At 54.9% G+C, this 26,086-nt stretch carries 27 protein-coding genes and 4 tRNA genes; 19 read left to right on the forward strand and 12 right to left on the reverse strand.

Features of this window, described 5'->3' with window-relative positions:
- Positions 1–10: 10 nt before the first annotated feature.
- From pilV to thiO, 5 genes are all read left to right on the forward strand, one after another.
- A complete protein-coding gene (pilV, locus tag BLU48_RS01015; protein WP_057013836.1) occupies positions 11–496 on the forward strand; it encodes a type IV pilus modification protein PilV in 486 nt (161 codons plus the stop codon).
- Positions 493–1,200 (forward strand): prepilin-type N-terminal cleavage/methylation domain-containing protein, encoded by a 708-nt coding sequence (locus BLU48_RS01020; protein ID WP_057024894.1) that lies wholly within the window; start codon positions 493–495, stop codon positions 1,198–1,200. Before pilV ends, BLU48_RS01020 begins: the two co-directional genes overlap by 4 nt.
- A gap of 5 nt (positions 1,201–1,205) precedes the next feature.
- The gene (locus BLU48_RS01025) at positions 1,206–1,736 is read left to right on the forward strand and encodes a PilX N-terminal domain-containing pilus assembly protein (protein WP_057024895.1); all 531 of its coding nucleotides are present in this window, start codon (positions 1,206–1,208) and stop codon (positions 1,734–1,736) included.
- Between the two features lie 11 nt (positions 1,737–1,747).
- Entirely contained in the window at positions 1,748–2,149 is a 402-nt protein-coding gene (locus BLU48_RS01030) for a type IV pilin protein (RefSeq protein ID WP_057024896.1), read from the forward strand.
- Between the two features lie 62 nt (positions 2,150–2,211).
- Positions 2,212–3,321 carry a glycine oxidase ThiO gene (gene thiO / locus BLU48_RS01035; RefSeq protein ID WP_057024897.1) on the forward strand — a complete coding sequence of 370 codons (1,110 nt, stop codon included), beginning with the start codon at positions 2,212–2,214 and terminating at the stop codon, positions 3,319–3,321.
- On the opposite strand, the gene BLU48_RS01040 is transcribed toward thiO, so the two are convergent.
- A complete protein-coding gene (locus BLU48_RS01040) occupies positions 3,308–3,541 on the reverse strand; it encodes a PP0621 family protein (protein ID WP_043049303.1) in 234 nt (77 codons plus the stop codon). The two genes, thiO and BLU48_RS01040, sit on opposite strands and share 14 nt — an antisense overlap.
- Positions 3,542–3,667: 126 nt before the next feature.
- Positions 3,668–4,693 (reverse strand): outer membrane protein assembly factor BamD, encoded by a 1,026-nt coding sequence (locus BLU48_RS01045; protein ID WP_046070855.1) that lies wholly within the window; start codon positions 4,691–4,693, stop codon positions 3,668–3,670.
- A gap of 149 nt (positions 4,694–4,842) precedes the next feature.
- Between BLU48_RS01045 and rluD the strand changes: the two genes are divergently transcribed.
- The 7 genes from rluD (at position 4,843) to BLU48_RS01080 (ending at position 10,030) form a co-directional block, all read left to right on the forward strand.
- Complete coding sequence (rluD, locus tag BLU48_RS01050) at positions 4,843–5,805, forward strand: 23S rRNA pseudouridine(1911/1915/1917) synthase RluD (RefSeq protein WP_005784662.1); 963 nt, start codon at positions 4,843–4,845, stop codon at positions 5,803–5,805.
- Entirely contained in the window at positions 5,802–6,527 is a 726-nt protein-coding gene (gene pgeF / locus BLU48_RS01055) for a peptidoglycan editing factor PgeF (protein WP_057024898.1), read from the forward strand. The genes rluD and pgeF overlap by 4 nt, the downstream gene beginning before the upstream one ends.
- Before the next feature lie 135 nt (positions 6,528–6,662).
- Positions 6,663–9,227: an ATP-dependent chaperone ClpB gene (clpB, locus tag BLU48_RS01060; RefSeq protein WP_043049306.1), complete on the forward strand. Its 2,565-nt coding sequence runs from the start codon at positions 6,663–6,665 to the stop codon at positions 9,225–9,227.
- Positions 9,228–9,522: 295 nt separating this feature from the next.
- Positions 9,523–9,598 (forward strand) — tRNA-Asn (locus tag BLU48_RS01065).
- A 9-nt stretch (positions 9,599–9,607) separates the two neighbouring features.
- Positions 9,608–9,684 (forward strand) — tRNA-Pro (locus BLU48_RS01070).
- 5 nt (positions 9,685–9,689) lie between these two features.
- A tRNA-Lys gene (locus tag BLU48_RS01075) sits at positions 9,690–9,765 on the forward strand.
- Between the two features lie 188 nt (positions 9,766–9,953).
- Positions 9,954–10,030, forward strand: a tRNA-Pro gene (locus BLU48_RS01080).
- A 169-nt stretch (positions 10,031–10,199) separates the two neighbouring features.
- Here BLU48_RS01080 and BLU48_RS01085 read toward each other — a convergent pair.
- Together BLU48_RS01085 and mobH are read right to left on the reverse strand one after the other, a co-directional pair.
- Positions 10,200–11,519 carry a site-specific integrase gene (locus BLU48_RS01085; protein WP_008432853.1) on the reverse strand — a complete coding sequence of 440 codons (1,320 nt, stop codon included), beginning with the start codon at positions 11,517–11,519 and terminating at the stop codon, positions 10,200–10,202.
- Positions 11,516–13,402: a MobH family relaxase gene (mobH, locus tag BLU48_RS01090; protein WP_008432854.1), complete on the reverse strand. Its 1,887-nt coding sequence runs from the start codon at positions 13,400–13,402 to the stop codon at positions 11,516–11,518. The genes BLU48_RS01085 and mobH overlap by 4 nt, the downstream gene beginning before the upstream one ends.
- A gap of 205 nt (positions 13,403–13,607) precedes the next feature.
- Here mobH and BLU48_RS01095 point away from each other — a divergent pair, with 205 nt between their 5' ends.
- A complete protein-coding gene (locus tag BLU48_RS01095) occupies positions 13,608–14,096 on the forward strand; it encodes a hypothetical protein (protein WP_019821334.1) in 489 nt (162 codons plus the stop codon).
- 235 nt (positions 14,097–14,331) lie between these two features.
- Positions 14,332–14,655 carry an Ac45/VOA1 transmembrane domain-containing protein gene (locus BLU48_RS01100; protein WP_008432855.1) on the forward strand — a complete coding sequence of 108 codons (324 nt, stop codon included), beginning with the start codon at positions 14,332–14,334 and terminating at the stop codon, positions 14,653–14,655.
- A gap of 32 nt (positions 14,656–14,687) precedes the next feature.
- Here the strand turns inward: BLU48_RS01100 and BLU48_RS01105 are convergent, their stop codons facing one another.
- From BLU48_RS01105 to BLU48_RS01125, 5 genes are read right to left on the reverse strand one after another with little or no spacing between them, the layout of a single operon-like run.
- Positions 14,688–16,202: a conjugal transfer protein TraG N-terminal domain-containing protein gene (locus BLU48_RS01105; protein WP_008432856.1), complete on the reverse strand. Its 1,515-nt coding sequence runs from the start codon at positions 16,200–16,202 to the stop codon at positions 14,688–14,690.
- Entirely contained in the window at positions 16,199–16,579 is a 381-nt protein-coding gene (locus BLU48_RS01110) for a hypothetical protein (protein WP_008432858.1), read from the reverse strand. The genes BLU48_RS01105 and BLU48_RS01110 overlap by 4 nt, the downstream gene beginning before the upstream one ends.
- Positions 16,580–16,587: 8 nt before the next feature.
- The gene (locus BLU48_RS01115) at positions 16,588–17,949 is read right to left on the reverse strand and encodes an integrating conjugative element protein (RefSeq protein ID WP_024073345.1); all 1,362 of its coding nucleotides are present in this window, start codon (positions 17,947–17,949) and stop codon (positions 16,588–16,590) included.
- Positions 17,950–17,969: 20 nt separating this feature from the next.
- Entirely contained in the window at positions 17,970–18,911 is a 942-nt protein-coding gene (locus tag BLU48_RS01120; RefSeq protein ID WP_008432863.1) for a TIGR03756 family integrating conjugative element protein, read from the reverse strand.
- Positions 18,908–19,336, reverse strand: a complete 429-nt coding sequence (locus BLU48_RS01125) for a TIGR03757 family integrating conjugative element protein (RefSeq protein WP_008432865.1) — start codon at positions 19,334–19,336, stop codon at positions 18,908–18,910. The genes BLU48_RS01120 and BLU48_RS01125 overlap by 4 nt, the downstream gene beginning before the upstream one ends.
- A gap of 948 nt (positions 19,337–20,284) precedes the next feature.
- On the opposite strand from BLU48_RS01125, the gene BLU48_RS01135 reads away from it, so the two are divergent.
- The 5 genes from BLU48_RS01135 (at position 20,285) to BLU48_RS01155 (ending at position 23,873) form a co-directional block, all read left to right on the forward strand.
- Positions 20,285–20,617, forward strand: a complete 333-nt coding sequence (locus tag BLU48_RS01135) for a DUF2790 domain-containing protein (protein WP_008432869.1) — start codon at positions 20,285–20,287, stop codon at positions 20,615–20,617.
- Between the two features lie 217 nt (positions 20,618–20,834).
- A complete protein-coding gene (locus tag BLU48_RS01140; protein ID WP_008432871.1) occupies positions 20,835–22,160 on the forward strand; it encodes an OprD family porin in 1,326 nt (441 codons plus the stop codon).
- 219 nt (positions 22,161–22,379) lie between these two features.
- Complete coding sequence (locus tag BLU48_RS01145; protein WP_024073346.1) at positions 22,380–22,655, forward strand: metal/formaldehyde-sensitive transcriptional repressor; 276 nt, start codon at positions 22,380–22,382, stop codon at positions 22,653–22,655.
- Between the two features lie 11 nt (positions 22,656–22,666).
- On the forward strand, positions 22,667–23,632 hold the full coding sequence (dmeF, locus tag BLU48_RS01150; RefSeq protein ID WP_008437453.1) for a CDF family Co(II)/Ni(II) efflux transporter DmeF: 966 nt from the start codon (positions 22,667–22,669) through the stop codon (positions 23,630–23,632).
- Positions 23,633–23,675: 43 nt separating this feature from the next.
- Positions 23,676–23,873, forward strand: a complete 198-nt coding sequence (locus BLU48_RS01155; RefSeq protein ID WP_008437450.1) for a DUF1289 domain-containing protein — start codon at positions 23,676–23,678, stop codon at positions 23,871–23,873.
- 303 nt (positions 23,874–24,176) lie between these two features.
- Here BLU48_RS01155 and BLU48_RS01160 read toward each other — a convergent pair whose 3' ends face one another.
- From BLU48_RS01160 to BLU48_RS31585, 3 genes are all read right to left on the reverse strand, one after another.
- Complete coding sequence (locus tag BLU48_RS01160; protein WP_008437448.1) at positions 24,177–24,644, reverse strand: DUF411 domain-containing protein; 468 nt, start codon at positions 24,642–24,644, stop codon at positions 24,177–24,179.
- A gap of 162 nt (positions 24,645–24,806) precedes the next feature.
- Positions 24,807–25,859, reverse strand: coding sequence for a copper resistance protein B (locus BLU48_RS01165; protein ID WP_008437443.1), 1,053 nt, complete (start codon positions 25,857–25,859; stop codon positions 24,807–24,809).
- On the reverse strand, positions 25,831–26,076 hold the full coding sequence (locus BLU48_RS31585) for a hypothetical protein (RefSeq protein ID WP_024073347.1): 246 nt from the start codon (positions 26,074–26,076) through the stop codon (positions 25,831–25,833). Before BLU48_RS31585 ends, BLU48_RS01165 begins: the two co-directional genes overlap by 29 nt.
- Between the last annotated feature and the right edge of the window lie 10 nt (positions 26,077–26,086).

Consider the following 26,086-nt stretch of genomic DNA (forward strand, 5'->3'; position numbering starts at 1 on the left):
GACGACGGTAATGCCCGCCTGCCCGAATCGATTTTTCCTGCGCGCTTTCCAGCGACGCCAATCCGGCATGACCTTGATCGAGGTGCTGGTAGCGCTACTGATCCTGGCCATTGGTCTGATGGGCGCTGCAGTGCTCCAGCTCAATGCGCTCAAGTACACCGACAGCGCCAGGATGACCAGCCAAGCCAGTTTTATCGCCTACGACATGCTTGACCGCATTCGCGCCAACGCCGGTGCAGATTACTCGTGGGGCAGCGCCGAGCCCGCGCCGCGCAGCACTTCGACTGCCAGTGTGCGTGACTTGGACCTGCACGATTTCGAGGCCAATATCATTGGTTTTGCAGGCGAAGACGCTAAAGGGTCGGTGGCTTTGAGTGGGCATGAGGTCACCATCAGCATCAGCTGGCAGGACGCTCGAGCGGCAAACAGGCCTGGAGCCCGGGAAACCTTCACCCTGACCAGTCGTATCGCCAATGATCAGGGAGCGTTGCAATGAATCGTCTTGTTCGAGGTTTCAGCCTGGTGGAATTGTTGCTGGCACTCGCCGTAGGGCTAGTGCTGGTGCTGGGTGCGAGCCAGGTGGTGATCAGCTCGCGACTGACCCATGCCAGCCAGCAGGCCGCGATGGTGCTGCAGGATGATGCGCGGTTTGTCCTGAGCAAGATTACCCAGGACATACGCCAGGCAGGCATGCTGGGGTGCCTGGCCACGGCCGTCATCGACAACGCGCCTGCCGCCTTTGATCGGCCGATAAGCTGGGAGGCGTCGGCGAGTGCAAAGTCACTGACATTGGTTACGGCGAGCGTCGGTGAGGGCGTTGGCAAGCCGGATTGGACGGTACTGTCCGACTGCAAGGAGGTGGCCCAGGCTTATGCCGGGGCACCGCCTGCCGCCGCACCTGGCCAGATCCGCTTTGGCATACGCCAGCTTACCTACACCTACGAAACAGGCCAGTTGAAGATCAGTACGCCGGCAACGCCTGCGAAAGCCGTACTGATGGATAACGTGCGGGCATTCGACATCAGCTTTGGCATGGCGGCCCAGCCGGCATCAACGGTTGTGGTGCGTTACGACAGGCACCCGGTTGACCCGTCGCTGATACGCAGCGTGCGCATCCATATGACGCTGCAAGACCCGTCTGGACGGGTGAAGGATCAGAGCTACAGCGTCGTGGCCGCGCTGCGAAATCGGCTGGGTTAGGCGTGATGGTCATGCTTGGTAGGCTTCATGTGCGGCAGGCCGGGATGGTGTTGCTGATCAGCCTGGTATTGCTGCTGCTGTTATCGCAGGTGGGGTTGTCATCCATGCAGGGGGCGGTATCCCAGCAAAAAGTCGCGAGCAGCCTGTGGCATCGCAATCAATCATTTCAACATGCCGAAAGTGGCCTGAGGTTGGGCGAGTGGGCGGTACAGAGGGTAGGCGGGGCATTGCCCATATGCCACTCGGTCACCACTTGTGCGCCGCCCGTTGAAGCTTTTTCGCTGGTGGGCGGCGGGACCAATCCTGCCTCGGCGGTCTCTTGGGTAGCGCTGATGGGGGGATTCTATGGCGTTCAAGCACTGGGTATGGGGGCTGGTATGGTCCATCTACCGATCCATGCCTCGGCGGCACTGTATCGGGTGACTGCAGTCGGGCTCGCAGGCCAATCACGCACGGTGCTCGAGACGGTCTACGCACGCGTGGAGGAGGGCGGCAGCGTCAGGTTTCGACGGGTCTTATGGCGGCAACTTCAATAGGGAGCAATAAAATGGGCATGGATAGCCGGGGCTTTAGCCTGATCGAGTTACTGATCGTGGTGGCGATCATCGCGTTGCTGGCTGGGGTCACCTATCCCGGATATATCGGTCAGATTAAAAAGGTTTATCGAGCGCAAATCGTCACGTTGTTGAGCGAGCAAGCCCAGCACTTGGAGCGTTTTTATACGAGGAACGGCACTTTTATTGATGTAAGCGGCGTCAGTGCGGGCAATGATCATTATAGAATCAGTGTCGTTTTAAACCCCCAGGATTTTGACCTGCTCGCTACGCCTGTTGTGGATTCATTGATGGCGGGTGATGCGTGTGCAGCCTTCAGCTTGACCAGCACCGGTATGCGAAGTAACCCGGGAGCGGCGCCTGATATGTCGCGCAAGCTCTGCTGGGGGCAATGATGAGCGTGCTTGAAGAGTGGGCGCCGGGCGCGTCTTTCCCTGTTTATCGGCTGGATCAAATAATGGCAAAGCAACAGCAAGTGGTGATTGTCGGCGGCGGAGTAATCGGCCTGTTGACGGCTTACAACCTCGCCAGGGAGGGGCAGACGATCATACTGCTGGAGCGGGCGGGGCTTGGGCAGGAGTCTTCCTGGGCGGGTGGCGGGATTGTTTCGCCGTTGTATCCATGGCGCTATAGCCCGGCGGTCACCGCCTTGGCCCATTGGTCCCAGGATTTTTACCCACAACTGGCGCAGCGCTTGTTTGCCGCTACCGGCGTGGATCCCGAGGTGCATACCACGGGCCTGTACTGGCTTGACCTGGATGATGAAGGTCAAGCATTGGCCTGGGCTGCGCGTGAAGGACGGCCATTAAGCAAGGTGGATGTGTCGACGGCCCATGATGCAGTGCCGGTATTGGGAGGCGGCTATTGCCGGGCGATCTACATGGCCGACGTGGCCAATGTACGCAACCCACGCCTGGTCAAATCCCTGAGGGCTGCGCTGCTGGCATTGCCGGGTGTGACCATACAAGAGCATTGCGAAGTACAAGGATTTGTCCGCGAGGGTGACAGCGTGGTGGGCGTTAACACCGCTGCAGGGCAGGTTCCGGGTGATCAGGTGGTGCTCGCTGCCGGGGCCTGGAGTGGGCAATTGCTGGGCACGCTGGGCTTGGCGTTACCCGTAGAGCCGGTCAAAGGCCAGATGATTCTGTACAAGGGTGCGCCTGACTTTTTATCCAGCATGGTCCTGGCCAAGGGGCGGTATGCGATCCCGCGACGTGATGGGCACATCCTGATCGGAAGTACATTGGAGCATGAGGGGTTCAACAAGACGCCGACCGAAACCGCGTTGGAAAGCCTCAAGGCCTCTGCGGTAGAGCTGATTCCGGCCTTGGCGGCCGCCGAGGTGGTCGGGCATTGGGCAGGGTTGCGGCCTGGCTCGCCGGAGGGTATCCCGTATATCGGTGAGGTTCCTGGGTTCAAGGGGTTGTGGCTCAATTGTGGCCATTACCGCAATGGCCTGGTGCTAGCGCCGGCCTCCTGCCAGTTATTCGCCGACTTGCTGTTGGCGCGGGCCCCAATCATCGATCCCACGCCTTATTCGCCCGCCGGTCGCCTCAACGCTGGATAGATTTCGGCCCTTGTTCCAGATGTGCCTGGGTGCAATACCACGCCTGGCTTGAACTCAGTGCGCGATCCTGCGGCAGATGCACGCCGCAGTGGGCGCAACGCACCATCAGCGCTGCATTCGGCTCAGCAGGCCGTTGCTGGCGCGCTGTAGGGTTTTTGAATTTGCGCCAGAACCATACCGCGGCAGCAATGACGGCAATCCAGAACAGTAGACGAAGCATAATGGGCAGTTTCTCGGCAAGGAATGCGTCAGTTTAGCCAAGGCGGCCACGGGCGCACAGCGCAATAAATACTCGCTCATAAAAAAGGGAGCTCCTCAGAGCTCCCTTTTGCGTTGCGTCGAACAATCAGTCGAACACACCGAAGGTCATGTAGCTGAACCATGAACGGTCTTCGTTGTTGCCAAGGGCCTGCGGCTCCTCTTCTTCGATGACGTCGCCGTTCTCGTCGTGAGGCTTGAGGTCCGAAGGAATGGCATCCTTGGCATCCTGGTACTGCTTGATCACGTCCTGATTGGCGCGGGTTTCGCCCGGCGGCAACGGTGGACGGGATTCGATCAGGCCCAGGGTGTATTTGCTCAGCCAGGAACGGTTGTCCGCTTCGGCAACCTGAGGCACGAACTGGCCGTCTTTCAGGCTCGGGTGGTCAGGGTAGTTGAGTTTCAAGGTTTCCAGGCTGGTGGTCGCCAGTGTATCCAGGTGCAGACGCTGGTAAGCCTCGGTCATGACTGCCAGGCCGTCACCCACGGAGGGGGTTTCCTGGAAGTTCTCCACTACATAGCGGCCACGGTTGGCGGCTGCGACGTACGCCTGGCGGGTCAGGTAGTAGTGGGCTACGTGGATCTCGTAGGATGCCAGCAGGTTGCGCAGGTAGATCATGCGCTGCTTGGCGTCCGGCGCGTAGCGGCTGTTCGGGTAGCGGCTGGTCAGTTGGGCGAACTCGTTGTAGGAGTCGCGGGCAGCACCCGGGTCACGCTTGGTCATGTCCAGCGGCAGGAAGCGCGCCAGCAGGCCAACGTCCTGGTCGAACGAGGTCAGGCCCTTCATGTAGTAGGCGTAGTCCACGTTCGGGTGCTGCGGGTGCAGGCGGATAAAACGCTCGGCAGCGGACTTGGCAGCTTCCGGCTCGGCGTTCTTGTAGTTGGCGTAGATCAGCTCAAGCTGGGCCTGGTCGGCATAGCGCCCGAACGGGTAACGCGACTCCAAGGCCTTCAGCTTTGCTGTGGCGCTGGTGAAGCTATTATTGTCCAGGTCTGTCTGAGCTTGCTGGTACAGCTCGACTTCGCTCAGGTTTTCGTCGACGACGTCCTTTGTTGACGAGCAAGCAGCAGTCATGGCGAGGATGGCGATCAGCAGCAGGTGTTTCACTTGCATGGCGGCTTGCGTCCCTATGACGGCCGCTGTCTTGGGCGGGGCCGTCCTGTTATGATGAGCGCCCCGTTGAAAGCCTCGGGGCAAAAGACGCCGTATTTAACCACAAGCGCGCAGCCGAAACCAAAGGCTGTGCCACGCCTAGTCTGAGCATGTCCGATAAAATTGAACTTCGCGCAGAGGTGCCGTCCGAATTGGGCGGCCAACGCCTCGATCAAGTCGCCGCACAATTATTCGCTGAGCACTCGCGCTCGCGCCTTTCCGCCTGGATCAAAGACGGCCGCCTGACTGTGGATGGAGCGGTTATCCGCCCGCGAGACATAGTCCATGGCGGTGCGATTCTTGAGCTGACTGCCGAGCAGGAAGCCCAGGGAGAATGGGTCGCCCAGGACATCGAGCTGGATATCGTCTATGAAGACGACGATATCCTGGTCATCAACAAACCCGCAGGCCTGGTGGTTCACCCGGCCGCCGGGCACGCTGATGGCACCTTGCTCAATGCCCTGTTGCACCACGTGCCGGACATTATCAATGTCCCGCGCTGCGGCATCGTGCACCGCCTGGACAAGGACACCACCGGCTTGATGGTGGTGGCCAAGACCATCCAGGCGCAGACGCAGCTTGTTACTCAATTGCAGAGCCGCAGCGTCAGTCGTATTTACGAGTGCATCGTGATCGGCGTGGTGGTGGCCGGTGGCAAGATCAATGCACCGATTGGTCGCCACGGCCAGCAGCGCCAGCGTATGGCGGTGATGGAAGGCGGCAAGCAGGCCGTCAGCCACTATCGTGTGCTGGAGCGTTTCCGTTCCCATACCCATGTGCGGGTCAAGCTGGAAACCGGGCGTACCCACCAGATTCGTGTGCACATGGCGCACATCAACTTCCCGTTGGTCGGAGATCCTGCCTACGGCGGTCGCTTCCGAATTCCGCCGGCGGCGAGCCAAACCATGGTTGAATCGCTGAAATCCTTCCCGCGCCAGGCACTGCATGCCCGTTTCCTGGAGCTGGATCATCCGACGAGCGGTAAGCGAATGAGCTGGGAATCGCCGCTGCCAGACGATCTGGTCTGGTTGCTGTCGCTGCTCAAGCAGGATCGCGAGGCATTTATCGGATGAATGACTGGCTGATTCCTGACTGGCCTGCGCCGGCCGGGGTGAAAGCCTGCGTCACCACCCGAGCGGGCGGCGTCAGTCTGGCGCCGTTCGACAGCCTCAACCTGGGCGATCACGTCGAGGACAGCCTGGAGGCCGTCCTTGAAAATCGCCGCCGTCTGACCGACGCGTTCAATATTCAGCCTGCCTGGTTGCGCCAGGTCCACGGTACTAACGTGGTTGAGGCTGATCCGGGTCGTACTGTCGAGGCAGATGGCAGTTGGACCAGCACTCCTGGCATCGCCTGCACATCCATGACAGCCGATTGCCTGCCTGCGCTGTTCTGTAATCGGGCGGGCACCCGGGTTGCCGCTGCCCATGCCGGTTGGCGTGGCTTGGCGGCCGGCGTGCTGGAGGCCGCGTTCGAAAGCCTGGATACCGCTCCCGAAGACGTCTTGGTCTGGCTCGGACCTGCCATTGGCCCGCAAACCTTTGAGGTCGGCCTGGAAGTGCGTGAGGCGTTCATGCAGCAACTACCGGCCACCGCTGAAGCCTTTGTTCCCAGCCACAATCACGGCAAGTTCATGGCCGACATCTACCAGCTGGCGCGCCTGCGTCTGGCAATACGCGGTGTCACCGCTGTATATGGTGGCGGTTTATGCACCGTGACCGACCCGCGCTTCTTTTCTTATCGCCGCAGCCTGCGTACGGGCCGATTCGCCTCCCTTATCTGGCTTCAACGCTAGACTCTCCTGACCTGTATCAACTATCCGCCGCTTGAAACCCCCAGAATCCACCCCATCTATAAGGGTATCTGGCAGGTTTCTTCATTCAGGATGTGTTTGTTCATAGCTCCGGCCTGCTCAAAAGGAAGGTGACTAATGCGTATTGATCGTTTAACCAGCAAATTGCAGTTGGCCTTATCGGACTCCCAATCCCTGGCGGTCGGCCTCGACCATCCGGCGATTGAGCCTGCGCACCTGATGCAGGCGCTCCTGGAACAGCAAGGTGGTTCCATCAAGCCGTTGCTGATGCAGGTGGGCTTTGACGTCAACAGCCTGCGCAAAGAGTTGAGCAAAGAGCTCGACCAACTGCCGAAAATCCAGAACCCTACCGGTGACGTGAATATGTCCCAGGATCTGGCGCGCCTGCTCAACCAGGCCGACCGCCTGGCCCAGCAGAAAGGTGACCAGTTCATCTCCAGCGAACTGGTGCTGCTCGCCGCCATGGACGACAACAGTAAGCTCGGCAAATTGTTGCTGGGCCAGGGCGTGAGCAAGAAAGCCCTGGAAAACGCCATCAACAACCTGCGTGGGGGCGAGGCGGTGAACGACCCCAACCATGAGGAGTCGCGCCAGGCCCTGGACAAATACACCGTCGACCTGACCAAGCGCGCCGAAGAAGGCAAGCTCGACCCGGTGATCGGTCGTGACGACGAAATCCGTCGCACCATCCAGGTCCTGCAACGCCGCACCAAGAACAACCCGGTGCTGATCGGTGAGCCTGGCGTGGGTAAAACCGCGATTGCCGAGGGCCTGGCCCAGCGCATCATTAATGGTGAAGTGCCGGACGGCCTGAAAGGCAAGCGCCTGTTGTCCCTGGACATGGGCTCGCTGATCGCCGGCGCCAAATTCCGTGGTGAGTTCGAAGAGCGCCTGAAATCGTTGCTCAATGAATTGTCGAAGCAGGAAGGGCAGATCATTCTGTTTATCGACGAATTGCACACCATGGTCGGCGCCGGTAAAGGCGAAGGTTCCATGGACGCCGGCAACATGCTCAAGCCAGCCTTGGCGCGGGGCGAACTGCACTGCGTCGGTGCGACCACGCTCAACGAATACCGCCAGTACATCGAAAAGGACGCAGCGCTGGAGCGTCGCTTCCAGAAAGTGCTGGTGGAAGAGCCAAGCGAAGAAGACACCATTGCCATCCTGCGTGGCCTGAAAGAACGCTATGAGGTCCACCATAAGGTGGCGATCACCGACGGCGCGATCATTGCGGCGGCCAAGTTGAGCCATCGCTATATCACTGATCGTCAGTTGCCGGACAAGGCCATCGACCTGATCGACGAGGCGGCCAGCCGTATCCGCATGGAGATTGACTCCAAACCGGAAGTGCTCGACCGCCTGGATCGGCGCCTGATTCAACTGAAGGTCGAATCCCAGGCGTTGAAGAAAGAAGAGGACGAGGCGGCGAAGAAGCGCCTGGAAAAACTCCAGGAAGAAATCGTCCGCCTGGAACGTGAGTATTCGGACCTCGAAGAAATCTGGACCTCGGAAAAAGCCGAAGTACAGGGCTCGGCGCAGATCCAGCAAAAGATCGAGCAGTCCCGCCAGGAGCTGGAAGCGGCGCGCCGCAAAGGCGACCTGAACCGCATGGCCGAGTTGCAGTACGGGGTGATCCCGGACCTGGAGCGCAGCCTGCAAATGGTCGACCAGCATGGCAAGCCTGAGAACCAGTTGCTGCGCAGCAAAGTAACCGAAGAAGAAATTGCCGAAGTGGTCTCCAAGTGGACCGGTATTCCGGTGTCGAAAATGCTCGAAGGCGAGCGCGACAAGCTGCTGAAGATGGAAAGTCTGTTGCATCAGCGCGTCATCGGCCAGGAAGAGGCCGTTGTCGCGGTGTCCAACGCGGTACGACGTTCCCGGGCTGGTTTGTCCGACCCGAACCGCCCAAGCGGCTCGTTCATGTTCCTGGGCCCGACCGGCGTGGGTAAGACCGAGTTGTGCAAGGCCCTGGCCGAGTTCCTCTTTGATACTGAAGAGGCCATGGTACGGATCGATATGTCCGAATTCATGGAGAAGCACTCGGTGGCTCGCCTGATCGGCGCACCGCCAGGCTACGTGGGCTATGAGGAGGGCGGTTACCTGACCGAAGCCGTGCGGCGTAAGCCCTACTCGGTGATCCTGCTGGACGAGGTCGAGAAGGCCCACCCGGATGTGTTCAACATCTTGCTGCAGGTACTGGAAGATGGTCGCCTGACCGACAGTCACGGGCGCACCGTGGACTTCCGCAATACGGTGATCGTGATGACCTCCAACCTGGGCTCGACGCAGATCCAGGAACTGGTGGGCGACCGTGAAGCCCAGCGTGCTGCGGTCATGGATGCGCTGACCTCGCACTTCCGTCCGGAATTTATCAACCGGGTGGATGAGGTGGTGATCTTCGAGCCTTTGGCGCGGGATCAGATCGCGGGTATCACCGAGATCCAACTGGGTCGCCTGCGCAGCCGCCTGGCTGAACGCGAGCTGGACCTGGAGCTGAGCAGCGAGGCGTTGGACAAGCTGATCGCGGTCGGGTACGACCCGGTGTATGGCGCACGGCCTCTGAAACGTGCGATCCAGCGCTGGATCGAGAACCCGCTGGCGCAGTTGATCCTGTCGGGCAGCTTTATGCCGGGAACCCGCGTCACGGCCACGGTGAAAGACGACGAGATCGTCTTCCATTAAGGCCGGCATCTGGCGTAATAAGAAGAGGCCCCGCATTGCGGGGCCTTTTTTTTCGCTAGGGCGTTGAACTGTAAGGCAAAGGCTTGTAAAGTGCGCCCCGCAGCAACGTCAGCCCACGGGTTTCTTCTCCCCAAGAAGAAATCAGAAAGAAGCGCAAATCATTGTCTTAAAAGCAATTTAAAGGGTTGACAGGGGTTTTTAAGATTGTAGAATAGCGCGCCTCAGAGACGCTAACGTAGCGATACGGACAGGGTCGAAGAGAAGGTTACACAGCAGTAAATTTGAAATATGTAGTTCCGTGATAGCTCAGTCGGTAGAGCAAATGACTGTTAATCATTGGGTCCCAGGTTCGAGTCCTGGTCACGGAGCCAATTTCAAACCGGGGTATAGCGCAGTCCGGTAGCGCGCCTGCTTTGGGAGCAGGATGTCGGGAGTTCGAATCCCCCTACCCCGACCATATTTGGGTCGTTAGCTCAGTTGGTAGAGCAGTTGGCTTTTAACCAATTGGTCGTAGGTTCGAATCCCACACGACCCACCATTTTTGAGACCAGTTGACGCTGGAATCAAATCTTAGAATCAGAGGTTCTAGCTCTGATAGAGGCGGTTTTACGGTTTTGGAAAGTGTTACAGCACTTAGATATCGCCGTAGACATGCAGCCGTCTGAGGCGAACAGTAGTTTCGGTTCGTCATGATGTCAATGTGCATAGGCTTTGCGATGCGCATTCCGGGGTATAGCGCAGTCCGGTAGCGCGCCTGCTTTGGGAGCAGGATGTCGGGAGTTCGAATCCCCCTACCCCGACCATATTTAATGAAAAAGGCGTCTTTATGACGCCTTTTTTTGTGCCTTGAGCAAAGTCGTACCGTTCGTCTGGAAAAAATCCGGATTTCGACCTGGTTCTTTATTCCGGGCATGCGAAAGCCTCTGGCCAACCAGAATTCCCTATAGCCAGTGCGCTTTGATTATGAGCGTACTAGGGCGATGCTCTGGAAAATGATGAGCTTCGCATTGAATGCTCAGTTGAGGTGCGTTTCCTGAATGTGCCGACACCAAGCCCGCTCGCCATTAGCGTCAATAGTAGACTCTGCTCTACTTGATCTACTGGTGGGTCCATAGAGCATGTCATTGACTCGCGATGCAGTTGCGCAGATGCGAGCTCGAGAGCCTTCTGTAGCGCGCTTCGGCCAGTCGACTTGGTCCGCCGATCAATACTGACCTCTGTGCTGCTAGATTGTTGTGGAGCTGGCAGCTTCTTGGGCTCTGGTTGAGCGGTTTCCTGTGAATGCACACCTATTTTGGCGGGTAAGGGGGCAGAGGGTTTGCCACTTGGATCAACCCGTGTCACTCGGCTCAGAGCGCCCTGAGCCCGACTCCGCTCATGTAGAACAGCACGCATATGGTCGTAGTCCGCCTCTATGTAATTCATCGTTGTCGCTAGATTCGAATGATTCAGCAGGCTTTTCGTGAGATGAATGTTTCGCTCAGGCTGCTTCATCAAGTCTGTTGCTAATGTGTGCCTGAAGCGGTGAGGGGTCATGCGCACGCCGATCTTATCGGTGAGCTTGCCGTACATTGACTCCACCTGGTCGATGTTCATTTCCTTGCCATGGAAGTGACGAGAGAATCTGTTGACGTTGAACAGCTGATCGTCTGGTGAAAAACCGATTTTCTCGGCCTCCCCCAAGATCCTGGATAAGTGTGGAGCGAGTCCTTCCATAATGGGGAGGAAAAACTCCCGATGGGTCTTCTCTGTTTCACCGCGGACCAAGATCATCTGGCTGTCCCAGTCGATATCTTTGTAACGCAGGCACAGCAGGGCATTCAGACGTATGCCTGTGTAATAAAACATCTCGAAGACGCTGAGCCAGAACCAGGCAGGTGTGATCTGGCTACGTTCATGCGTACAACGTTCTTGGCCTACAAGGGATATGAGCCAGTTGCGTGCTCGTTGGATGGCGTCTCCATTGATTGTCTTGCTGGCTCGCTTTGGTGGGATAACGCTGGTTTTCTTGAATGGGTTGATCGTGGTATGGGTCATCAGGCCGTGTTCTATGGCGTAGCCCCAAACAGTTCGAAGGTGATTTGAATAGGTGTTCCAGCTGCGTTTGGATAATCCGTTCTCAAGGACTTTTTTTCGCCATGTCAGAACCGCACGATGATCGATCTCCTCAACTGAGGCCGTTCGGAAATGCTTGAGTAGTGCTTTGGTCGAGGCGCGATAGATCTTTGCACTGGCAGGCCGCAGATCATGGGCAAAGATGTATTCCTCCGTCAGATTCGAGGGCGTCGTCATTGTGGCGGCTCCGTTGCTTCTGACTTCAAGGACAGGCTGATATTGTCGAAAGGGACCTCAGAGAAGATTGTTCGCGGGTCTAGTAGTAAGTACCCCTTGAGCTGCTTGGATTTTCGAGGTCCAACAACGTCACAGGTCCAAATATTCAAACTCTTATGCGTTTTTCGATGAAGTTTCTGTTTCTCGAAACTACGTTGAACCAGCTGCCAGGCGCTGACTTGCTGTACTTTGGCTTGCTGTTCGATATGGGGGAATTCAAGGACGTAGCGTTTGAAAATTCCAGGCGTTACCAGCATAGCGGTCCCTGCTACGGTATGAACCAGCGCTTTGGTATCGTTGATAATGATGGTCCGGGATGCGATGCCTTTCTTAAGCCATTCAACAAATCCCTGACCGATCTCGGTGTTATTGCTAGGCATCGGAGTGACTTCTTCGATTATTGCTAAAGGCGCACCTCCTTGATTGGAGGTTTGGGAAGGCTGGATTTCATCCAGTTTCGGAGGCGCGGTATGTGCCGCTGAGACCGCTTTGTTTTTGGTGTCTTCTGATGGCTCATTGATGTTACCAAGGAGCGCCAGTAGCTCGTCAAATTCATCTGTACTGCTCGAGGAATGCTGAGGTAGTTCGAACGGTGATGGCTGTGCCGGTGCTAAAGGCGCCGGCACAGGGCTGGATTGAATTTCCGAAGGCAACTTTTTGGCCGGTGTGGCGACGGTATTTTCAGCTGCAGAGTCTTCTACCGGGTTGCCAGCTTCTACCTCAAGAGTCCCAGCGTAAGCTGTGGGCCGATCACTTGGATCATTCCAGATCAGTGCCGGTGAGAGCTTCAGCAGGGTGAAGGTGTTTCGCCAGCCACGACCATTGTCTATCGTGGCTTTCCAGATTGCCTTGTCTTGGGCATTGGTTTGGATTACCCCCTGATCTTGCAGCATGTTGAAGAAAGGCGCATTCGTACTGGGTACACCTTCAACGCCTTTGGTCAGCAAATAGGCTCGCAATTGATCAGCAATAGGCTTGCTAACCAGCCAAAGAGCATCCTGTGTCAGCCATCCATCTGACGGTCCATCGGGTTGATTCAGTTTGAATGTATCTCGGACCAGGTGACGCAACCCATCTGCTAATTGACGCTGCAAAGACTGTTTGGGCGCGGACAGCGCGCGGGCTGGATTTCCACCGAGCTCCTGTGCGACGGACGCCTGATCGGCCTTGACCACGATCTCTCCCAAAATGCCGGCATGTTCGTACTGACCAGCCAAAATGAAGATTAACTGCGACCACACTTCGGGGAAATTACTGAGCCAATCTAAGATTTCTGAGGAGAGGATCTGCGCGTAGATCAGTGCGGCAGCGGCTCCGTGAAGTTGGTAGTTGCGTCCTTTCACGTAACGGAATCGATAGGGACGATCGATTGGGCCGTGCCACGGGTGCCAGGTTTTACCTCCTGCCAGCTCGACGTGCACGTCGACGGCGATCTTGCCGAGGTCGTGTATCAGAGCGCCGTAAGCCGCGGCGGCAGTCCAGGCCTCAGCCTGTGCTGATTGAGACTCCGGCGGTGCGCCTATAGGAAGCAGGTAGCTCTGTCGAATTTTCAAGGCATAGGCGACGATTTCAAGCCCGTGATCCAGCATGCCGCCAGGGTGTGCATGATGGTGGTTTTGCGAAGCAGGGAGCTGCTGGACCAACTCCGCGTAGCGCTCAAGTGGACGCCTATAGAGCTCGACAAACTGTGAGCGAGATAACGATGCGCGCTGCCAAATGTTCTCCAGTAGTTTCTGACGGCGCGGCGATGCCAGTAGTGCTTGGCTAGAGGCCGGCTGTATAAAACCGTTAGGGGAGGGGCTTTGGGCGGGTAGCGCTTTATTGCGGCGGAAAATAGAGAACATCGCCTGCTCCGTAAATGATTCATGGGGCAGGCTTTTCTCCTATCAAAGGGGGGGCGAGCAAGGGGAAAGGATCACTGGTTGCCTCGGGTATTTCTTTTGGCGAAGAGCCATCTTTCTATGGTGGTGACGGAGAAAGGAATGCAGAATTATCGTCGTTTCGGTCTAAGGGCACGGGGCCGCAGATCGACTATGTGAGGAAAAAATGATGGTTTCACTTCGCTACGCTACGAAATCAACCTCAGATAATGTTTGGGCACTTTGTGATTTGATACGTGACAATAAGTGTGATGAGATCATTCTTTTTGCTAGTGTAGGGAATGATCTTGATGATGAGGAAGCAAGGTGGGACAACAACCTTCCTCTGGTTGTCGCCTTAGCTAAATATATTATTCCTCACGTTGATAGCGTCTTGGTCATTTTTGATGGAGTGTTTCTAACCGCTGCGCGTTCCGCTCGTTATGGTGAAGTACGTGAACTGCTGGATGTAGCTATTGCGTCTGACAAGGTTTATTACTCTGGGCAGAGAGCCCCACTTACTAGCGAAATGACTCCTGACGAGGCTGTTTCAACTCTTATTAATTTAGGTTCTATCCAACCGTTGACGGTTGAGTCCAGAGCTGAATACTTTTCTTTGCTTAGTAATTTTACAGAAGACGAGTTAGTTGAAGTTTATTCGACTCGCGAGATGCGTTGATGAGATTGGACCTTTTTCCCGCTGAAAGCGGCCCTTTCGGGTAAGGCTTTTACCCTTGTGAACCATTCCATTCGCTTCTACAAAACCTTTTACCTTTTGGGCCATTTTTGTTGTGAAAGGGGGGCATCTGGTGCTGAAGGCAAAGGCCGTTTGTCTCATGATCTTGCAGCATAGAAAAATCGGTATTATAAGTAATGTCAAATCGCCCCTAGACCGGGTAAGAAGGAGACGCACCATGACCGCACAGACCTCTCAGGGAGTAGCAAGTCGCTTAGGCTATGGCCTGGGTCAGGCTGCGCGCCTCGTTTGGTGCAGTCAGAACCGTACCCTGCGTTGGGTCAAGCGTCTGGTTGTGGCTGCCGTACTCCTATATTTTTCTGCAGACATTTTCAGCGGGATTATCAGCGTTGCAGTATTTACCTTGGTTTTGGGTGGAGGGCTCTGGGCGTTGAATCACAGACCTACGCCTCGCAGAAACCAGATAGAGTATGGTCAATGCTATGGCCCCGATGGCTATGGGTACTATGTTGCTGGTCAACGTGTAGACGACGATGATTAAGGGTCTCATATCAATGATATGAGACCCTTACGTTACATAACGCTACGTTTGACAGTATTCACCCCTTCCTGACCTGCCTTTTGAACATCTTTTGTTCCGCTGGTAAGGCCTTCCAATGCTTTTCCTGCGCTCACCCCTGCCCATCCCAGCGCGCCCATCCAAAACACTGGCAGGATGATGAACATCGAGCCCATCACGAAGTTTAAGATTGCGTCCTGGGTGGCAGTGTTCAAACCCATCACAGGATCAAATGATAAATGCGGAGAACCGGCTCCATATAAAGCGTCCAATATCGTGGTATCGACCCATCTAGCCAGTTGAAACCAAAAGTCCACGAATATCAGAGCGAAAAAAACAACGGACATAGTCATGGCCACTTTTAGTTGGTAAGCCCCGACGATTAGCACCAAGGGAATGCAAATCACCATCGCCATTTTCAAGAACGCCATGACCATCGGTAGCGCCTGGCGAACCATGTCCATCGCTGGAAAATAGGCCATAGATCCTAATGCAACCCCGAGAGTCCCCGCTGCCCGGGCTGCACCATTCCACACAGTTCCGTCGATTTGTCCCCCGTAGTCCGTATAAACATCCCCTTTCACCTGGTTCGACGGCGAGACCAGTTGCCGGACAAGCGAGTCAGTGACTTCGTCCGGGGACAACCACTTTGCCCAGCCGAGCATTTTGGTCATGAGGTCCGGCGACACTTGAGCCTTGATACGGTCCCGCAGTCCCACTCCGCTATCTGACCACCATTGTTTGCAAGTTGGATAGCCCCCACCTCCACCCACTTGTGGTAAACCCACATCACGAGATGCGTTATAGGGCCATGATGCCCTTGGAGTTTTGGAGTAGTCCGTGTCGTAATAACCCGAGGTGTTCAATAAATAGTGCGAACCAATCCAGCTGAGTTCCTGCGCAAAACGAGGGTCATTCCCTTGCGCTCCCAATTCGGGTTGGCGCATGAATAATCTGGCACGGGAGGGTCCATAGCAATCGTGCGTAAAGTCGCCAATTTCCTGAGCCAATAGCGGGTTGTTGATCTTGGTGTTGCTAACTTCCATGCGTACTTGCCGTAAATCAGTCCCGCAGGGAATTGCTGCTACAGCGCCATTGGTTAATCCCTTTGATAATGCATGCATTAATGCCCACCACATGGGCATCTGGGCACTCTTTCCTGCCAGTGAGCTGAATGTTGTGTTCCAGCCTGTGTCTGTGGGTTTAGGTAAGTTGTATTGACATTGCTGAGCTCTACTCTGGTCAAATGCCAAGGTATCAAAACTCACATTGACGGCTGGTACAGCGAAGAATGCGACTACGATGTAGCCAACGTAGATATTGGTTTCGATACGTGCCAGTGAGAGAACGCCTTTGTTGCCCTCATCGGCCCCCTCACCACGGACTTTCAGCCACTCTCGAATAACGATGATGCAGAAGGGGAGGGCGAATAGACCGGTATCTGAAATCATCGCCCAGATACCATTGTTGATGATCCAACCGACCAACGTCAGGTAGTACTCTAAATAGTCATTGGTGTAGAGCGTCACAGAACACCCCCTGCCTGATACAGCACCTTGCTCAGTTCAACCATCAGAAATAATAAGATCACCATTATCTCGATCTTCAACAGGCCTTTGCGCCGTTTCGAGCGTTCTGAGTTCGATAACCGTACCTTGAATTTGAACCAGGCAACGGTCAGTGCGATATAAAGCATTAGGCGCCAGGTAAAGAGCGGCCAATAGTGGTCGGTGCGCCAGGCTTGCCATTGCTCGGCGCTGTCGAACATGTTCATCAGGACAGCGCTGAGTAGGACTACGAGGGCGGCAGTCGCGAGCAAAACACCCAGAACAAGCAGAATGCTCCTCCCGGTTCGTCGAACCAGCGAACGGTTGGGAGCGGCGACAGGCTCCTGTATTTCGGTCATGGCCTTTCTCACTGTTTGTTCTGGGCGGGTGACTGCAACTGGTCCAATCGATTCGTTTCTGGGGCTCCCGGGGACACGCCACGAGAGTCTTCTGCCCGTGCTTTGCTGCGTTCAATGATGGTCAGAGGCGAGTTCTTCGCGAGCTGCTGACGCATGTCCAGTTCCATTTTGAGGTTGCCGATCTCCTGTTGCAGCGAGGAGCTCTGCTGGCCGACTGCCTGGACGGCGAGGTCATTAGCCGCGACGTTCGGTTCCCGACTGCCTGCCATCAAGGTGCGCTGTAGGGTCAGAGCTTTCTCCAACACATCGGACAACGCGACTTCGGAGGCAAGCCGGCGAGCGAGTACGTCCTGGTCGCGCTCATCCTTGAGTGCTGCTACAACGCCTCGGGTGATGGGTAACGAGTTGCTGCTCGCTGCTTCCAGGTTTTCTAGCGACAGCGTTTTGCTTCCGCTCAGCAGTTCCTGCAGGGCCTTCAGCTTGGTGTCGTACGTTTCCTGGATCAGCGGCGTGAGGCCGACGCCTGCGGCTGTCACCGTTTTAGGGCAACTGTCACAGGTCTGCTGTTGTTGTTCACCCAGGACACGATTGGCAAAGGTGGTGGCTTCCTGGGGCGATGACCAGACATTGCACACCATGCCGTTGTTGCAGTTCGCTTTACTGATGGATGCGGTGTCGCCGGCCGCGCGCTTGTTCAGAAGGTTGTAGCCCGCCTTGGTGACGTCGCCTACGATACGAATTGGCTTCTGACCGGAACCACCTGCTCTATCACCACCAACCCAAGTGACGCCATCGTTTCCACCTTTCTTTTCGACTTGTTCCACCGCCGACACTGCGTCTGTGTTGGATGTTAGCGCCTGACTCATAGCCTGACCTTCAGCAAGCTTGCCCCAGCCCATTTGGTTACCGGCGATATCCGCCATCTTTTCGCCAATGGCGCGGCAGGTGCCTTTGGAGCGGTCGAAGTCCAGGCGGGCCTGCAAAATGCCGTTGGTGATGAGGTTGTATAGCGCCGGGTTCGCACGTTGAAGAATCAGTGCCGGCAGCGAAGCCACGGCGCTGGTGGCGCTCTGTACCACCGAGCTCATGATGTTTTTGAAGCCGGAAGTGGCACCATTCAATTGGTTTTCAAGGGTTGTGCTCAGGCTCATGTTTCCGCAGATTAGATTGGTATTCCAACCGCCTCCCACAGAAATACTATCCATGTTGCCTGCGCTCCCCATGGTGACTGCGTTGCCGCCGCCAATGCTATACAGCACGTTGTCCCCAATGACGCTTCCGGAGGAGGAGACGTTGATTGGATCAGCAGAGAGCGCTATTGCACTGCTGAGGCTGCAGGCGAGCCCTATCGCCAAGGTAGTGAGTTTCATGCTTTGCTCCGATCGCTGTTTCATTGGAAGTCCGTACTGCCGAGGAAGGTCTGTCCTCGACGCTGGCAACACGAATAAGGGCGCCAGAGTGCCCAGGCGTAGCCGCCATCCTGCGCATCGATGTTCGGATCGATGGTGGGAAAGGTTGCGCAAGTCGGGTTGAGGACTGGGGTGAGCTCTTGCCACTTACCAGTGGAGGCGTCACCTTCGCGTAGCGGCCCTGCGGGCCAGTAACCGGGGTAGGGAAGGGCGAGCATCGGCAAGTAGACATGGACCTGGCCTGGGCGGGTAACCACGTCGCCGGCACGCTGCGCAATAACTGCGCCCGTTTTGTAGTCGTCAGTCTGGTTAAGGAAGCCGCTACGCGGGTAGACGTTCCCCCAGCTGCTTGCTGAGAGCAGGCTACCGACTTCGCGCATGCCCGGAATGAGTGCTTCGGGGTATACGGATTCCGGGACGCCGTATCGCCAAGCAATGGGGTCAAGGGTGCTCAGAAAGTAAGGCACAAGCGGTAAGGTTGCGCCTTTGCATACATAGCCCGAGGCGCTGGCAAACTGACTCAACGCCGCACCACCTGGATGGCCGATGACATCGGCTTCCTTAAATTTGATGATGTTGTTCTCTGCAACGTGATTGGTAGTGCCGTCGTTGCCCGCTTGGGCCATCGGATTCGGGGTGCCAAGAGGTGACATCTCTATCCAAGGGTTCATCCCGGTATTCGCATATGCAGACACCACAGCGTCCGGTACGTAGTGACGAACCTTGGTCGAGGTTTTGACTTTGCATCCGAATGGCGTGCAGAGCAGCCAATAGCAGATGCCGACCACTTTGTACTCCAGGCAGGTTGGTGACAGGGTCGAGGCAATAATCGCTGCCGAGTTGATCGCAGCCGATGCACTGAATGACAGGCTGAAAGTGATAGCCAGCGACAAAGGCCGGATCGCAAAACGTGAGCGTCTCATCGTGACAGGCTCCGTGCTCGTTCAATCAACGCGACGGCTTTAGCTGCGTCAGGCTCGCCGTACACGACGTAGCGACGATCTACGACCACGGCTGGGAGTTTTTCGACTCGCAGGCTCCAGGCGTCTATGACGCCCTGCTGGGCTTGGGCCAACTCGTTTTGCAGATGCTTCCCTGCAGGGCTGACAAGGTAGCGTTGAATGGCCGCTTCTGCCTGGCGTGGATCGGCGGGTAGTTGGTTGGAAAGTTGTTCTTCAAGGCGCTGCTGATCATCCAGGAAGATGACGCGAGCGCCAGAAGGTGCGGATACTGGATGTGCTCGGTTTGTAATGACCCACGTCTCCGCGTGGGACGCAGTTGACAAGAACAGTAGCAGTGAAAACAGCCAGCGCCGCGTTTCGCTAATGTGGGTAAGGATCTGGAGCATGGCACCGTACCTGATATGGATTCAGGTACAGAAGACCGGATGGCTGTCTTGAGCGCAGTAAGAAATAGGAATTTGGAAGCTTTGGGTATTTGAGAGCGACGAATTCGTGTGGGTTGGATTAGAGATGGCACTTGGTCGGCTCAAATTGACGACGCAGTGAGTACGCAGTTAACTGGCTATCCACACAGCAAGAGTTCAAGCCAAGTTTATGAGGCGACCCTTCTTGGCCCCATCGCCGCCGATGGTCCACAGTACGCCAGTCGGACGAGTCTCGCCACCGCCCCACGACATAACGAAAAATCACTTCTATTGAAGCTTCGGGCGACATCAACGGCAAAATGCTCGCCCTGCCGATATCGTCAGCGGGTTTGGTCGTGCTGGAGAAAACAACCTCAAGATTCGAAGGCTTTATCTTTATCCTTGGGCAGGCAGTAGTTTGTGCTGTCCTGCTTGAGATCCTTCACGATCAAATGTTGCAAACGGAGCGCCTGCTGCACAGCTTCAATGTCATCTTCGATGACGTTAAGGATAAGATAAAAACCTATCCTCCGAGACCGTATTGCTGTTAAAGACCATCCTGCCGATTGCGTTTTCGGTGCTCTACGTAGTGCCTAATTTCCGCAGCCCATGAGGCTTTTGTGACACGTTCGTAGTCTCATTTAGCTACGCCCAAACGATTCATCCGCCTGTAGCGGTCAAAGCCGCTTTTCATAATAGGAAGATATGCATTTTTATAAAAAATCTCTAGATGCTCCAGGTGGGATACGAGTTGATTTCTGATGGTCGTATGATGCATTCAGCGTGCTCTGCCAATAAAGCTAAACTTTAAATAGTTGAACTCACGAGCTCTACGAGAGGCCTTACAGATATGTAATATTCGCGGCAGCTTCCTGAAAGGCATCACTGGTTATCCTCTAGTCAGAAGTAAGTGAGCACTAGGAGAAAATCATGAAATTATTAAAAGTTGTTTTTGCCGCTTCCATCTTGACCATGTCTTCTTTGGCCATGGCTGAAGGAGGTGGTGACCGTGTTTATGGTCGAATGATGCAAGAGAACCAGAAGGCGATGGAGCAGTACGCCTTAGAAAACGGAAAGGCGACACCTGAAGTTGTTCATTATGAATACGGAATGAACCTCGATGTCCAGAAGGTAATCAGTACCACTCAAGCCAATAAAACCTGTGGCGTAGCCCCTTCGCGCATGACCTATGAAGATTCGGCGGGCAAGCTCAACACCTTGGAATACAAGGTTATGGGTACTAACTGCCCTCACGGAAGTTAATTAGCGTTAGCCCTGACTGCGCAAGGTTGTTCGGTATGTTTTGAGCCTGCTTGCTGTTCGCTGACACAGAAGTAATTTTCAGGTCACGCTGGAGTTATCTATTGTATGAAATTATGTCTGTCGGCACGTAGGAGAAATCCTCACGTGCTGGTGGCTTTTATAATTATAAAAAATATTTCATAAAGAAACTCTGCCAAGCTAAAGCCTGGAGTGTTAAATGAACAATAAAAGCATTTATGGTCTTTCTCTCATTTCCCTTGGCATGAGCATGGGGCAAGTTGCAGTAGCTGTGGAGCAAAAGCCTGAAGGGTTCATTGAGGGGAGCACCTTTAGTATTCTCAATCGGAATCTCTATCTCAATCGTGATTATCGAAAGGGTCAATCAAGCCCCACGGGCAATGGTTACTCAGCCGAATGGGCTCATGGCATCATTGGCCGATTCGAATCAGGCTTTACTCAAGGTACCGTAGGCTTCGGCATTGATGCGTTTGCAATGGAAGGCCTCAAGCTCGATTCAGGTGATGGTCGCTCGGGAGCCCGTAGCTCAGTCGATGTCTTGCCGCACAATAGCAAAGGCCAACCTGAAGACTCCTACTCAAAAGTAGGCGGGGCCGCAAAAGTGCGTTTCCTGGATACAGTCGTCAAGGTAGGCGACGTATTTCCATCGACGCCTGTCGTTGCCTATGGGGATTCCCGACTTCTCCCGGAGAGTTTCCGGGGTGCAACGTTCACTAATACCAGCATCAAAGGCCTGACCCTTCAGGGGGGCCGGCTGCATGCGATGAGCCAACCCAATTCCAGTAGCATGCGTGACGGCTTTTCAACTTTTTACGCCGGTGTAGTAGATGCTCCATGGATCGCTTATCTAGGGGGCGATTACACGGTCAATGAACACGTAGGTGTGAGTCTTTACACCAGCCAATTCAAGGATGTGTGGAACCAATACTACGCGGGCACCACATTGAGCTATCCACTCTCAGAAAGCGTATCGCTAATTGGCGGCTTTAATTACTACCGAGCGGTTGATGAGGGTGAAAAACTTCTGGGAAGCTTCGATAACAAGATCTGGAGCGGCAAGACCGGGGTCAAATTCGGAGCGCACGCCGTGACCGTTGGTTACCAGCGCAATAATGGTAACGACGACTTTGACTACCTTCGCCAGTCCGACTCAATTTTTTTGGATAACTCCATTCAGTACAGCGATTTCAACTCACCGAAAGAGCAATCCTTGCAGCTGCGCTACGATCTAGATATGCAGGCTTTCGGCATCCCCGGTCTGAGCTTCATGACCCGCTACGCTAAGGGTTGGGATGCGGACTATTCCAACGCAAACAGCGTGTACATGCGTCGCGGAGCGGACGGTGCCCCATTGCAGGACCAAAAGCGTTGGGAGCGAGACATCGAGGCTAAGTATGTCATCCAGTCAGGCTCACTGAAGGACATGTCTTTACGTGTCCGCCAAGCAACGACACGAGCTACCGATTTCGAATCTGATTTGGACGAGGTCAGACTGATTGTTGAATATCCACTGCAACTCCTTTAACGGGCATTAGCCATCGGCATCAACTGTCCGGTATCCCCGATACACCCCGTCTCCTTGTTTCTCCTTTGGTTTGGAGACGGCTTAGGCGCCCTAGTGGCGCCTTTTTTTGTGGATTGAAGAAACTGTTGGTATATCCATCCCGGCGGCGAGCGTCCCTGGGGTTGTATGGCTGATTGGAACGTGTGAACATACTCTCAATATAGGTAGGGGGGGTATGGTATGGGTCATATGAGATCAAGCAAAGACAATCTTCTTAAGCGTGTAAAGCGAATCGCTGGGCAAGTCCAGGCGATTGAGCGAGCACTCGACTCTGATGATGACTGCTCGAAAACCCTGCTTTTGGTCGCTTCTGCCCGTGGCGCTATCAATGGGCTGATGGATGAAATTATCGAAGACCACGCTCGTGAACACGTTGCGAATCCGACACTCAGCAACGAAGAAAGAGCGAAAGGCGTCGATGAGCTTCTCGAAGCCATTCGCCGCTATTCCAAATAGGATTTGCCCAGATGAGTAATTCGTACACCGACTATTCCCACGACCATATGTTCCTGGGGAAATCACATGAAGAAAACGCCAAGCGAACCTTGTGGGTAGTGGCTCTGACCGTCGTAATGATGGTTGCTGAAATCACCGCAGGTTATCTCACTGGCTCAATGGCGTTGCTTGCTGATGGATTTCACATGGCAACACACGCTGGAGCACTTGGCATAGCCGCAGCTGCTTACGGTTACGCAAAAAGACATGCCTCAAATGCTCGCTACAGTTTTGGAACTGGCAAGGTTGGAGACTTGGGTGGCTTCGCATCTGCTCTGATTTTGGGACTGGTCTCTTTGGGAATTGCCGGAGAGTCGCTATTTCGTCTCTTTCAACCGACTCAAGTGCAATTCGGGACAGCGACTCTTATCGCAATTGTCGGATTAGCAGTGAATGTGGTGAGCGCGCTTTTGCTGTCTGGCGGTCATAATCATCACCATGGGCATGACCACGGCCAAGATGAATCTCACCATGCACATGGTCATGACAATAATCTGCGCTCTGCTTATATTCACGTCATTGCAGATGCACTGACTTCGGTTCTGGCCATCGCAGCACTGCTTGCTGGTCGTTACCTTGGTTGGGTCTGGCTCGACCCTGCAATGGGGATTGTGGGTGCAGTTGTCATCGCACGCTGGGCTTGGTCGTTGATGCGGGTGACTGCGAGTGTATTGCTAGACCAGACAGATGATCATGTCGCTGAAGAGATTCGTGAACTGGTTGAGCGACAGGGAGATGCTTCGATCATAGATCTTCATGTCTGGCAGGTAGGGCCGCAAGCCCGCGCCGCTATTGTGAGTGTTCTAGGCAGCCCAGCAGTGAATGCACAAAACATACGAGAACGGCTTGCGACAGTTCATGAGATCACTCATCTGACAGTTGAGTACCGCACGAAGCCGGGCGCTGTTTCACCCGATCAGGTCGCCGTTCAGGCTTAGCAATGAGCCCGTAGTTCGCATAAGTTCGCCGAGGAATTGACCAATGGCCAAGGACATCGAGAATCCGTGTACTTCTGTCTGCCAGTTGAACAGCGAACTGTGCGTCAGCTGCGGTCGCACCAAGGAAGACATCAGAAAATGGAAACGAATGAAGCGTCCAGAAAAAATGGCCGCTGTACAACGCGCGACCCTGCGTCTGAAAAGCCTGCAAAAAAAGAACTCTCAAACCACTGTAATTTAACTTTTCTACGCTTTCAGCCGAGACAGATGTCCAGATTCGGAAAGGCAAGCTGAGTGGCAACGCCACCCGAACTTAGCACTATCGTGGTCAGATGCGCAGTGCTTGTCAGCAGACGGAGCATGGCGTCATCTCAAATTGTTATTGAGGACAGCGGTACGGGGTTATCCGATTCGGCGCAGGCGCGCCTTTACAGCTTGTTGCTGATCGTCCTTTGCGTATTGCTTGAGAATGAAATCAACATAGCATGTCCCGCTGCATGGCCATGAGCTGGGACCATGCTGTGGCCGAATGGATGAGGTGGGATTAGTTTGCGGGGTATTCAGCAATGACCTGATCTACGCCGGCTTTGGTCAGGCCGATTATTTGGTAGGTCTCATGTACTCCGTCGACTTCCATTCCTGGAGAACCTGCTGGCATTCCAGGAGCAGCGATCCCGAGAAGGTCGTCACGCTTACTCATCGCAATTATTTGCTCAACTGGCACATGACCTTCAACAAACTTCCCGTTGATCATCGCAGTGTGACAAGACGAGAGTCGTGGAGCGACACCTAGATCTTGTTTGACAGCACTCATGTTGGTTTCTACATGATCAATGACGGTGAAGCCATTGGCCTCAAGATGCTGAATCCATTTTTTGCAGCATCCGCAGTTTGCATCTCGATGCACATCGATGGTCAGGGCCTGCGCCGCTTGAGCCGTTGAGCCGATGAACAGCGCAGCGAATGTTGCAATACGCAGAAATCGACTTGAAAGTCGGAAGCTACCTGTCATGAATATTTCCTTTTCCCTTGGAGACGGCGAGATGTTCTACGAAGCAATAGAACCCCACTCAAGCGTTCATGCCGCTGCAAAGGTTACATTGAAGGATCTACTTTAGAGTCGGGGAGCCAACTCCCCGATCATTTGAATTCGTAGGGCTAGTGCTCAAATCGCTCAGAACCACATCCGAATACCAGCTACAAACCGGGCCTCGTTTGTCTTTTCCCCTTCATCGCTGGCTAGGTCAGCCGTCTTACCATATGAGCGATTCCAGCTAACACCAATGTAGGGTGCGAATTGACGAGTAATTTCGTAGCGCAACCGCAGGCCTAGTTCGGTGTTGGCCAATCCAGATCCTATGCCGCGCTGAGGATCATTTTTCCCGTACAAGTTTACTTCGGCGGTCGGCTGCAAGATCAGGCGATTGGTCAACAGGATGTCGTAATCGCCTTCAAACCGAGCTGCGGTTTGACCGTTCTCACCAATATAAGCAGTCGCTTCAGCTTCAAAGTTATAGAGGGCCATGCCCTGAATACCGAGCGCTCCCCATGTTTGAGGTGACCCAGGTTTGAAGTCTTGTCGAATGCCGGTGACGACATCCCACCAAGGACCGATGGCGTGTCCCCACAGAGCCTGAAGTTCAGCGTTCTCGGTTACGCCATTGGTACGTTCGCCTTCCGAACGCAACCATAGGCGATCGACGTCACCGCCGATCCACCCTTTTGCATCCCAAGCCAGCGCACTACCGTTGTCAGCGTCTTGGTACTCAAATTTATCCAGGAGGATGAACGAGTTAATTTTTTTATCGTGCACACCATGGCCTGGTAAGTCTGGAAAAGCGGCGGCCCGGTCAGCGTCGGTAAGTACGGGGATTGGGGTTCGGCTTGTGGTAGTCGCCCCTCCATCCATGCTTTCCATACCGTCCATTTGCCCGTTATCGCTGTGATCCATAGCCCCCATCTTGCTATGGTCCATGGCTCCCATTGAGCCGTGGTCCATCTTGGAGTGATCCATCGCGGCATCTTTCGGTTTGGCGGGTTTGGATTTTTGTGCAGTTGAAGACTTTGCGTCCGCACTTGATGGCATCGCCATCGACGGATCCATCTCTTCAGCGGCTTGAGCCATGAAAAAGAATGCTGGACCGGTAGAGACTGCAAGTGCCATCAGCGTTGGGCGTAAAAACTTACTGGTCATGATCTCAATCTGCCTTTTTGGTTTTTTGGTCATGATCCATCGACTCATGGCTCATCTGGCTATGGTCCATCGCCCCGTGATCTAGCTTCGAATCGTTTGCCGTTGCTGGCTTGTCCGTTGCTGTAACAGGAACAGTGGTTGAATGGTCGCTGCCATTTTCCTCTGCCAGCACCGTGGACGAGAGTCCACCCAGCAGGACAGCGGCAAAGAGGCAACCCACGAGGGAATTACGATTTCGGTATGTGCTCACAGATCGTCTC

This window comes from Pseudomonas synxantha (assembly GCF_900105675.1).
GTDB classification, from domain to species: Bacteria; Pseudomonadota; Gammaproteobacteria; order Pseudomonadales; family Pseudomonadaceae; genus Aquipseudomonas; species Aquipseudomonas synxantha.

Excerpts from the sequence above, each read along its gene's own strand:
- pilV (WP_057013836.1), top strand. The coding sequence starts at position 11 with ATGCCCGCCTGCCCGAATCGATTTTTCCTGCGCGCTTTCCAGCGACGC.
- BLU48_RS01020 (WP_057024894.1), top strand. The coding sequence starts at position 493 with ATGAATCGTCTTGTTCGAGGTTTCAGCCTGGTGGAATTGTTGCTGGCA.
- BLU48_RS01025 (WP_057024895.1), top strand. The coding sequence starts at position 1,206 with ATGGTCATGCTTGGTAGGCTTCATGTGCGGCAGGCCGGGATGGTGTTG.
- BLU48_RS01030 (WP_057024896.1), top strand. The coding sequence starts at position 1,748 with ATGGGCATGGATAGCCGGGGCTTTAGCCTGATCGAGTTACTGATCGTG.
- thiO (WP_057024897.1), top strand. The coding sequence starts at position 2,212 with ATGGCAAAGCAACAGCAAGTGGTGATTGTCGGCGGCGGAGTAATCGGC.
- BLU48_RS01040 (WP_043049303.1), bottom strand. The coding sequence starts at position 3,541 with ATGCTTCGTCTACTGTTCTGGATTGCCGTCATTGCTGCCGCGGTATGG.
- BLU48_RS01045 (WP_046070855.1), bottom strand. The coding sequence starts at position 4,693 with ATGCAAGTGAAACACCTGCTGCTGATCGCCATCCTCGCCATGACTGCT.
- rluD (WP_005784662.1), top strand. The coding sequence starts at position 4,843 with ATGTCCGATAAAATTGAACTTCGCGCAGAGGTGCCGTCCGAATTGGGC.
- pgeF (WP_057024898.1), top strand. The coding sequence starts at position 5,802 with ATGAATGACTGGCTGATTCCTGACTGGCCTGCGCCGGCCGGGGTGAAA.
- clpB (WP_043049306.1), top strand. The coding sequence starts at position 6,663 with ATGCGTATTGATCGTTTAACCAGCAAATTGCAGTTGGCCTTATCGGAC.
- BLU48_RS01085 (WP_008432853.1), bottom strand. The coding sequence starts at position 11,519 with ATGACGACGCCCTCGAATCTGACGGAGGAATACATCTTTGCCCATGAT.
- mobH (WP_008432854.1), bottom strand. The coding sequence starts at position 13,402 with ATGTTCTCTATTTTCCGCCGCAATAAAGCGCTACCCGCCCAAAGCCCC.
- BLU48_RS01095 (WP_019821334.1), top strand. The coding sequence starts at position 13,608 with ATGGTTTCACTTCGCTACGCTACGAAATCAACCTCAGATAATGTTTGG.
- BLU48_RS01100 (WP_008432855.1), top strand. The coding sequence starts at position 14,332 with ATGACCGCACAGACCTCTCAGGGAGTAGCAAGTCGCTTAGGCTATGGC.
- BLU48_RS01110 (WP_008432858.1), bottom strand. The coding sequence starts at position 16,579 with ATGACCGAAATACAGGAGCCTGTCGCCGCTCCCAACCGTTCGCTGGTT.
- BLU48_RS01115 (WP_024073345.1), bottom strand. The coding sequence starts at position 17,949 with ATGAAACTCACTACCTTGGCGATAGGGCTCGCCTGCAGCCTCAGCAGT.
- BLU48_RS01120 (WP_008432863.1), bottom strand. The coding sequence starts at position 18,911 with ATGAGACGCTCACGTTTTGCGATCCGGCCTTTGTCGCTGGCTATCACT.
- BLU48_RS01125 (WP_008432865.1), bottom strand. The coding sequence starts at position 19,336 with ATGCTCCAGATCCTTACCCACATTAGCGAAACGCGGCGCTGGCTGTTT.
- BLU48_RS01135 (WP_008432869.1), top strand. The coding sequence starts at position 20,285 with ATGAAATTATTAAAAGTTGTTTTTGCCGCTTCCATCTTGACCATGTCT.
- BLU48_RS01140 (WP_008432871.1), top strand. The coding sequence starts at position 20,835 with ATGAACAATAAAAGCATTTATGGTCTTTCTCTCATTTCCCTTGGCATG.
- BLU48_RS01145 (WP_024073346.1), top strand. The coding sequence starts at position 22,380 with ATGGGTCATATGAGATCAAGCAAAGACAATCTTCTTAAGCGTGTAAAG.
- dmeF (WP_008437453.1), top strand. The coding sequence starts at position 22,667 with ATGAGTAATTCGTACACCGACTATTCCCACGACCATATGTTCCTGGGG.
- BLU48_RS01155 (WP_008437450.1), top strand. The coding sequence starts at position 23,676 with ATGGCCAAGGACATCGAGAATCCGTGTACTTCTGTCTGCCAGTTGAAC.
- BLU48_RS01160 (WP_008437448.1), bottom strand. The coding sequence starts at position 24,644 with ATGACAGGTAGCTTCCGACTTTCAAGTCGATTTCTGCGTATTGCAACA.
- BLU48_RS01165 (WP_008437443.1), bottom strand. The coding sequence starts at position 25,859 with ATGACCAAAAAACCAAAAAGGCAGATTGAGATCATGACCAGTAAGTTT.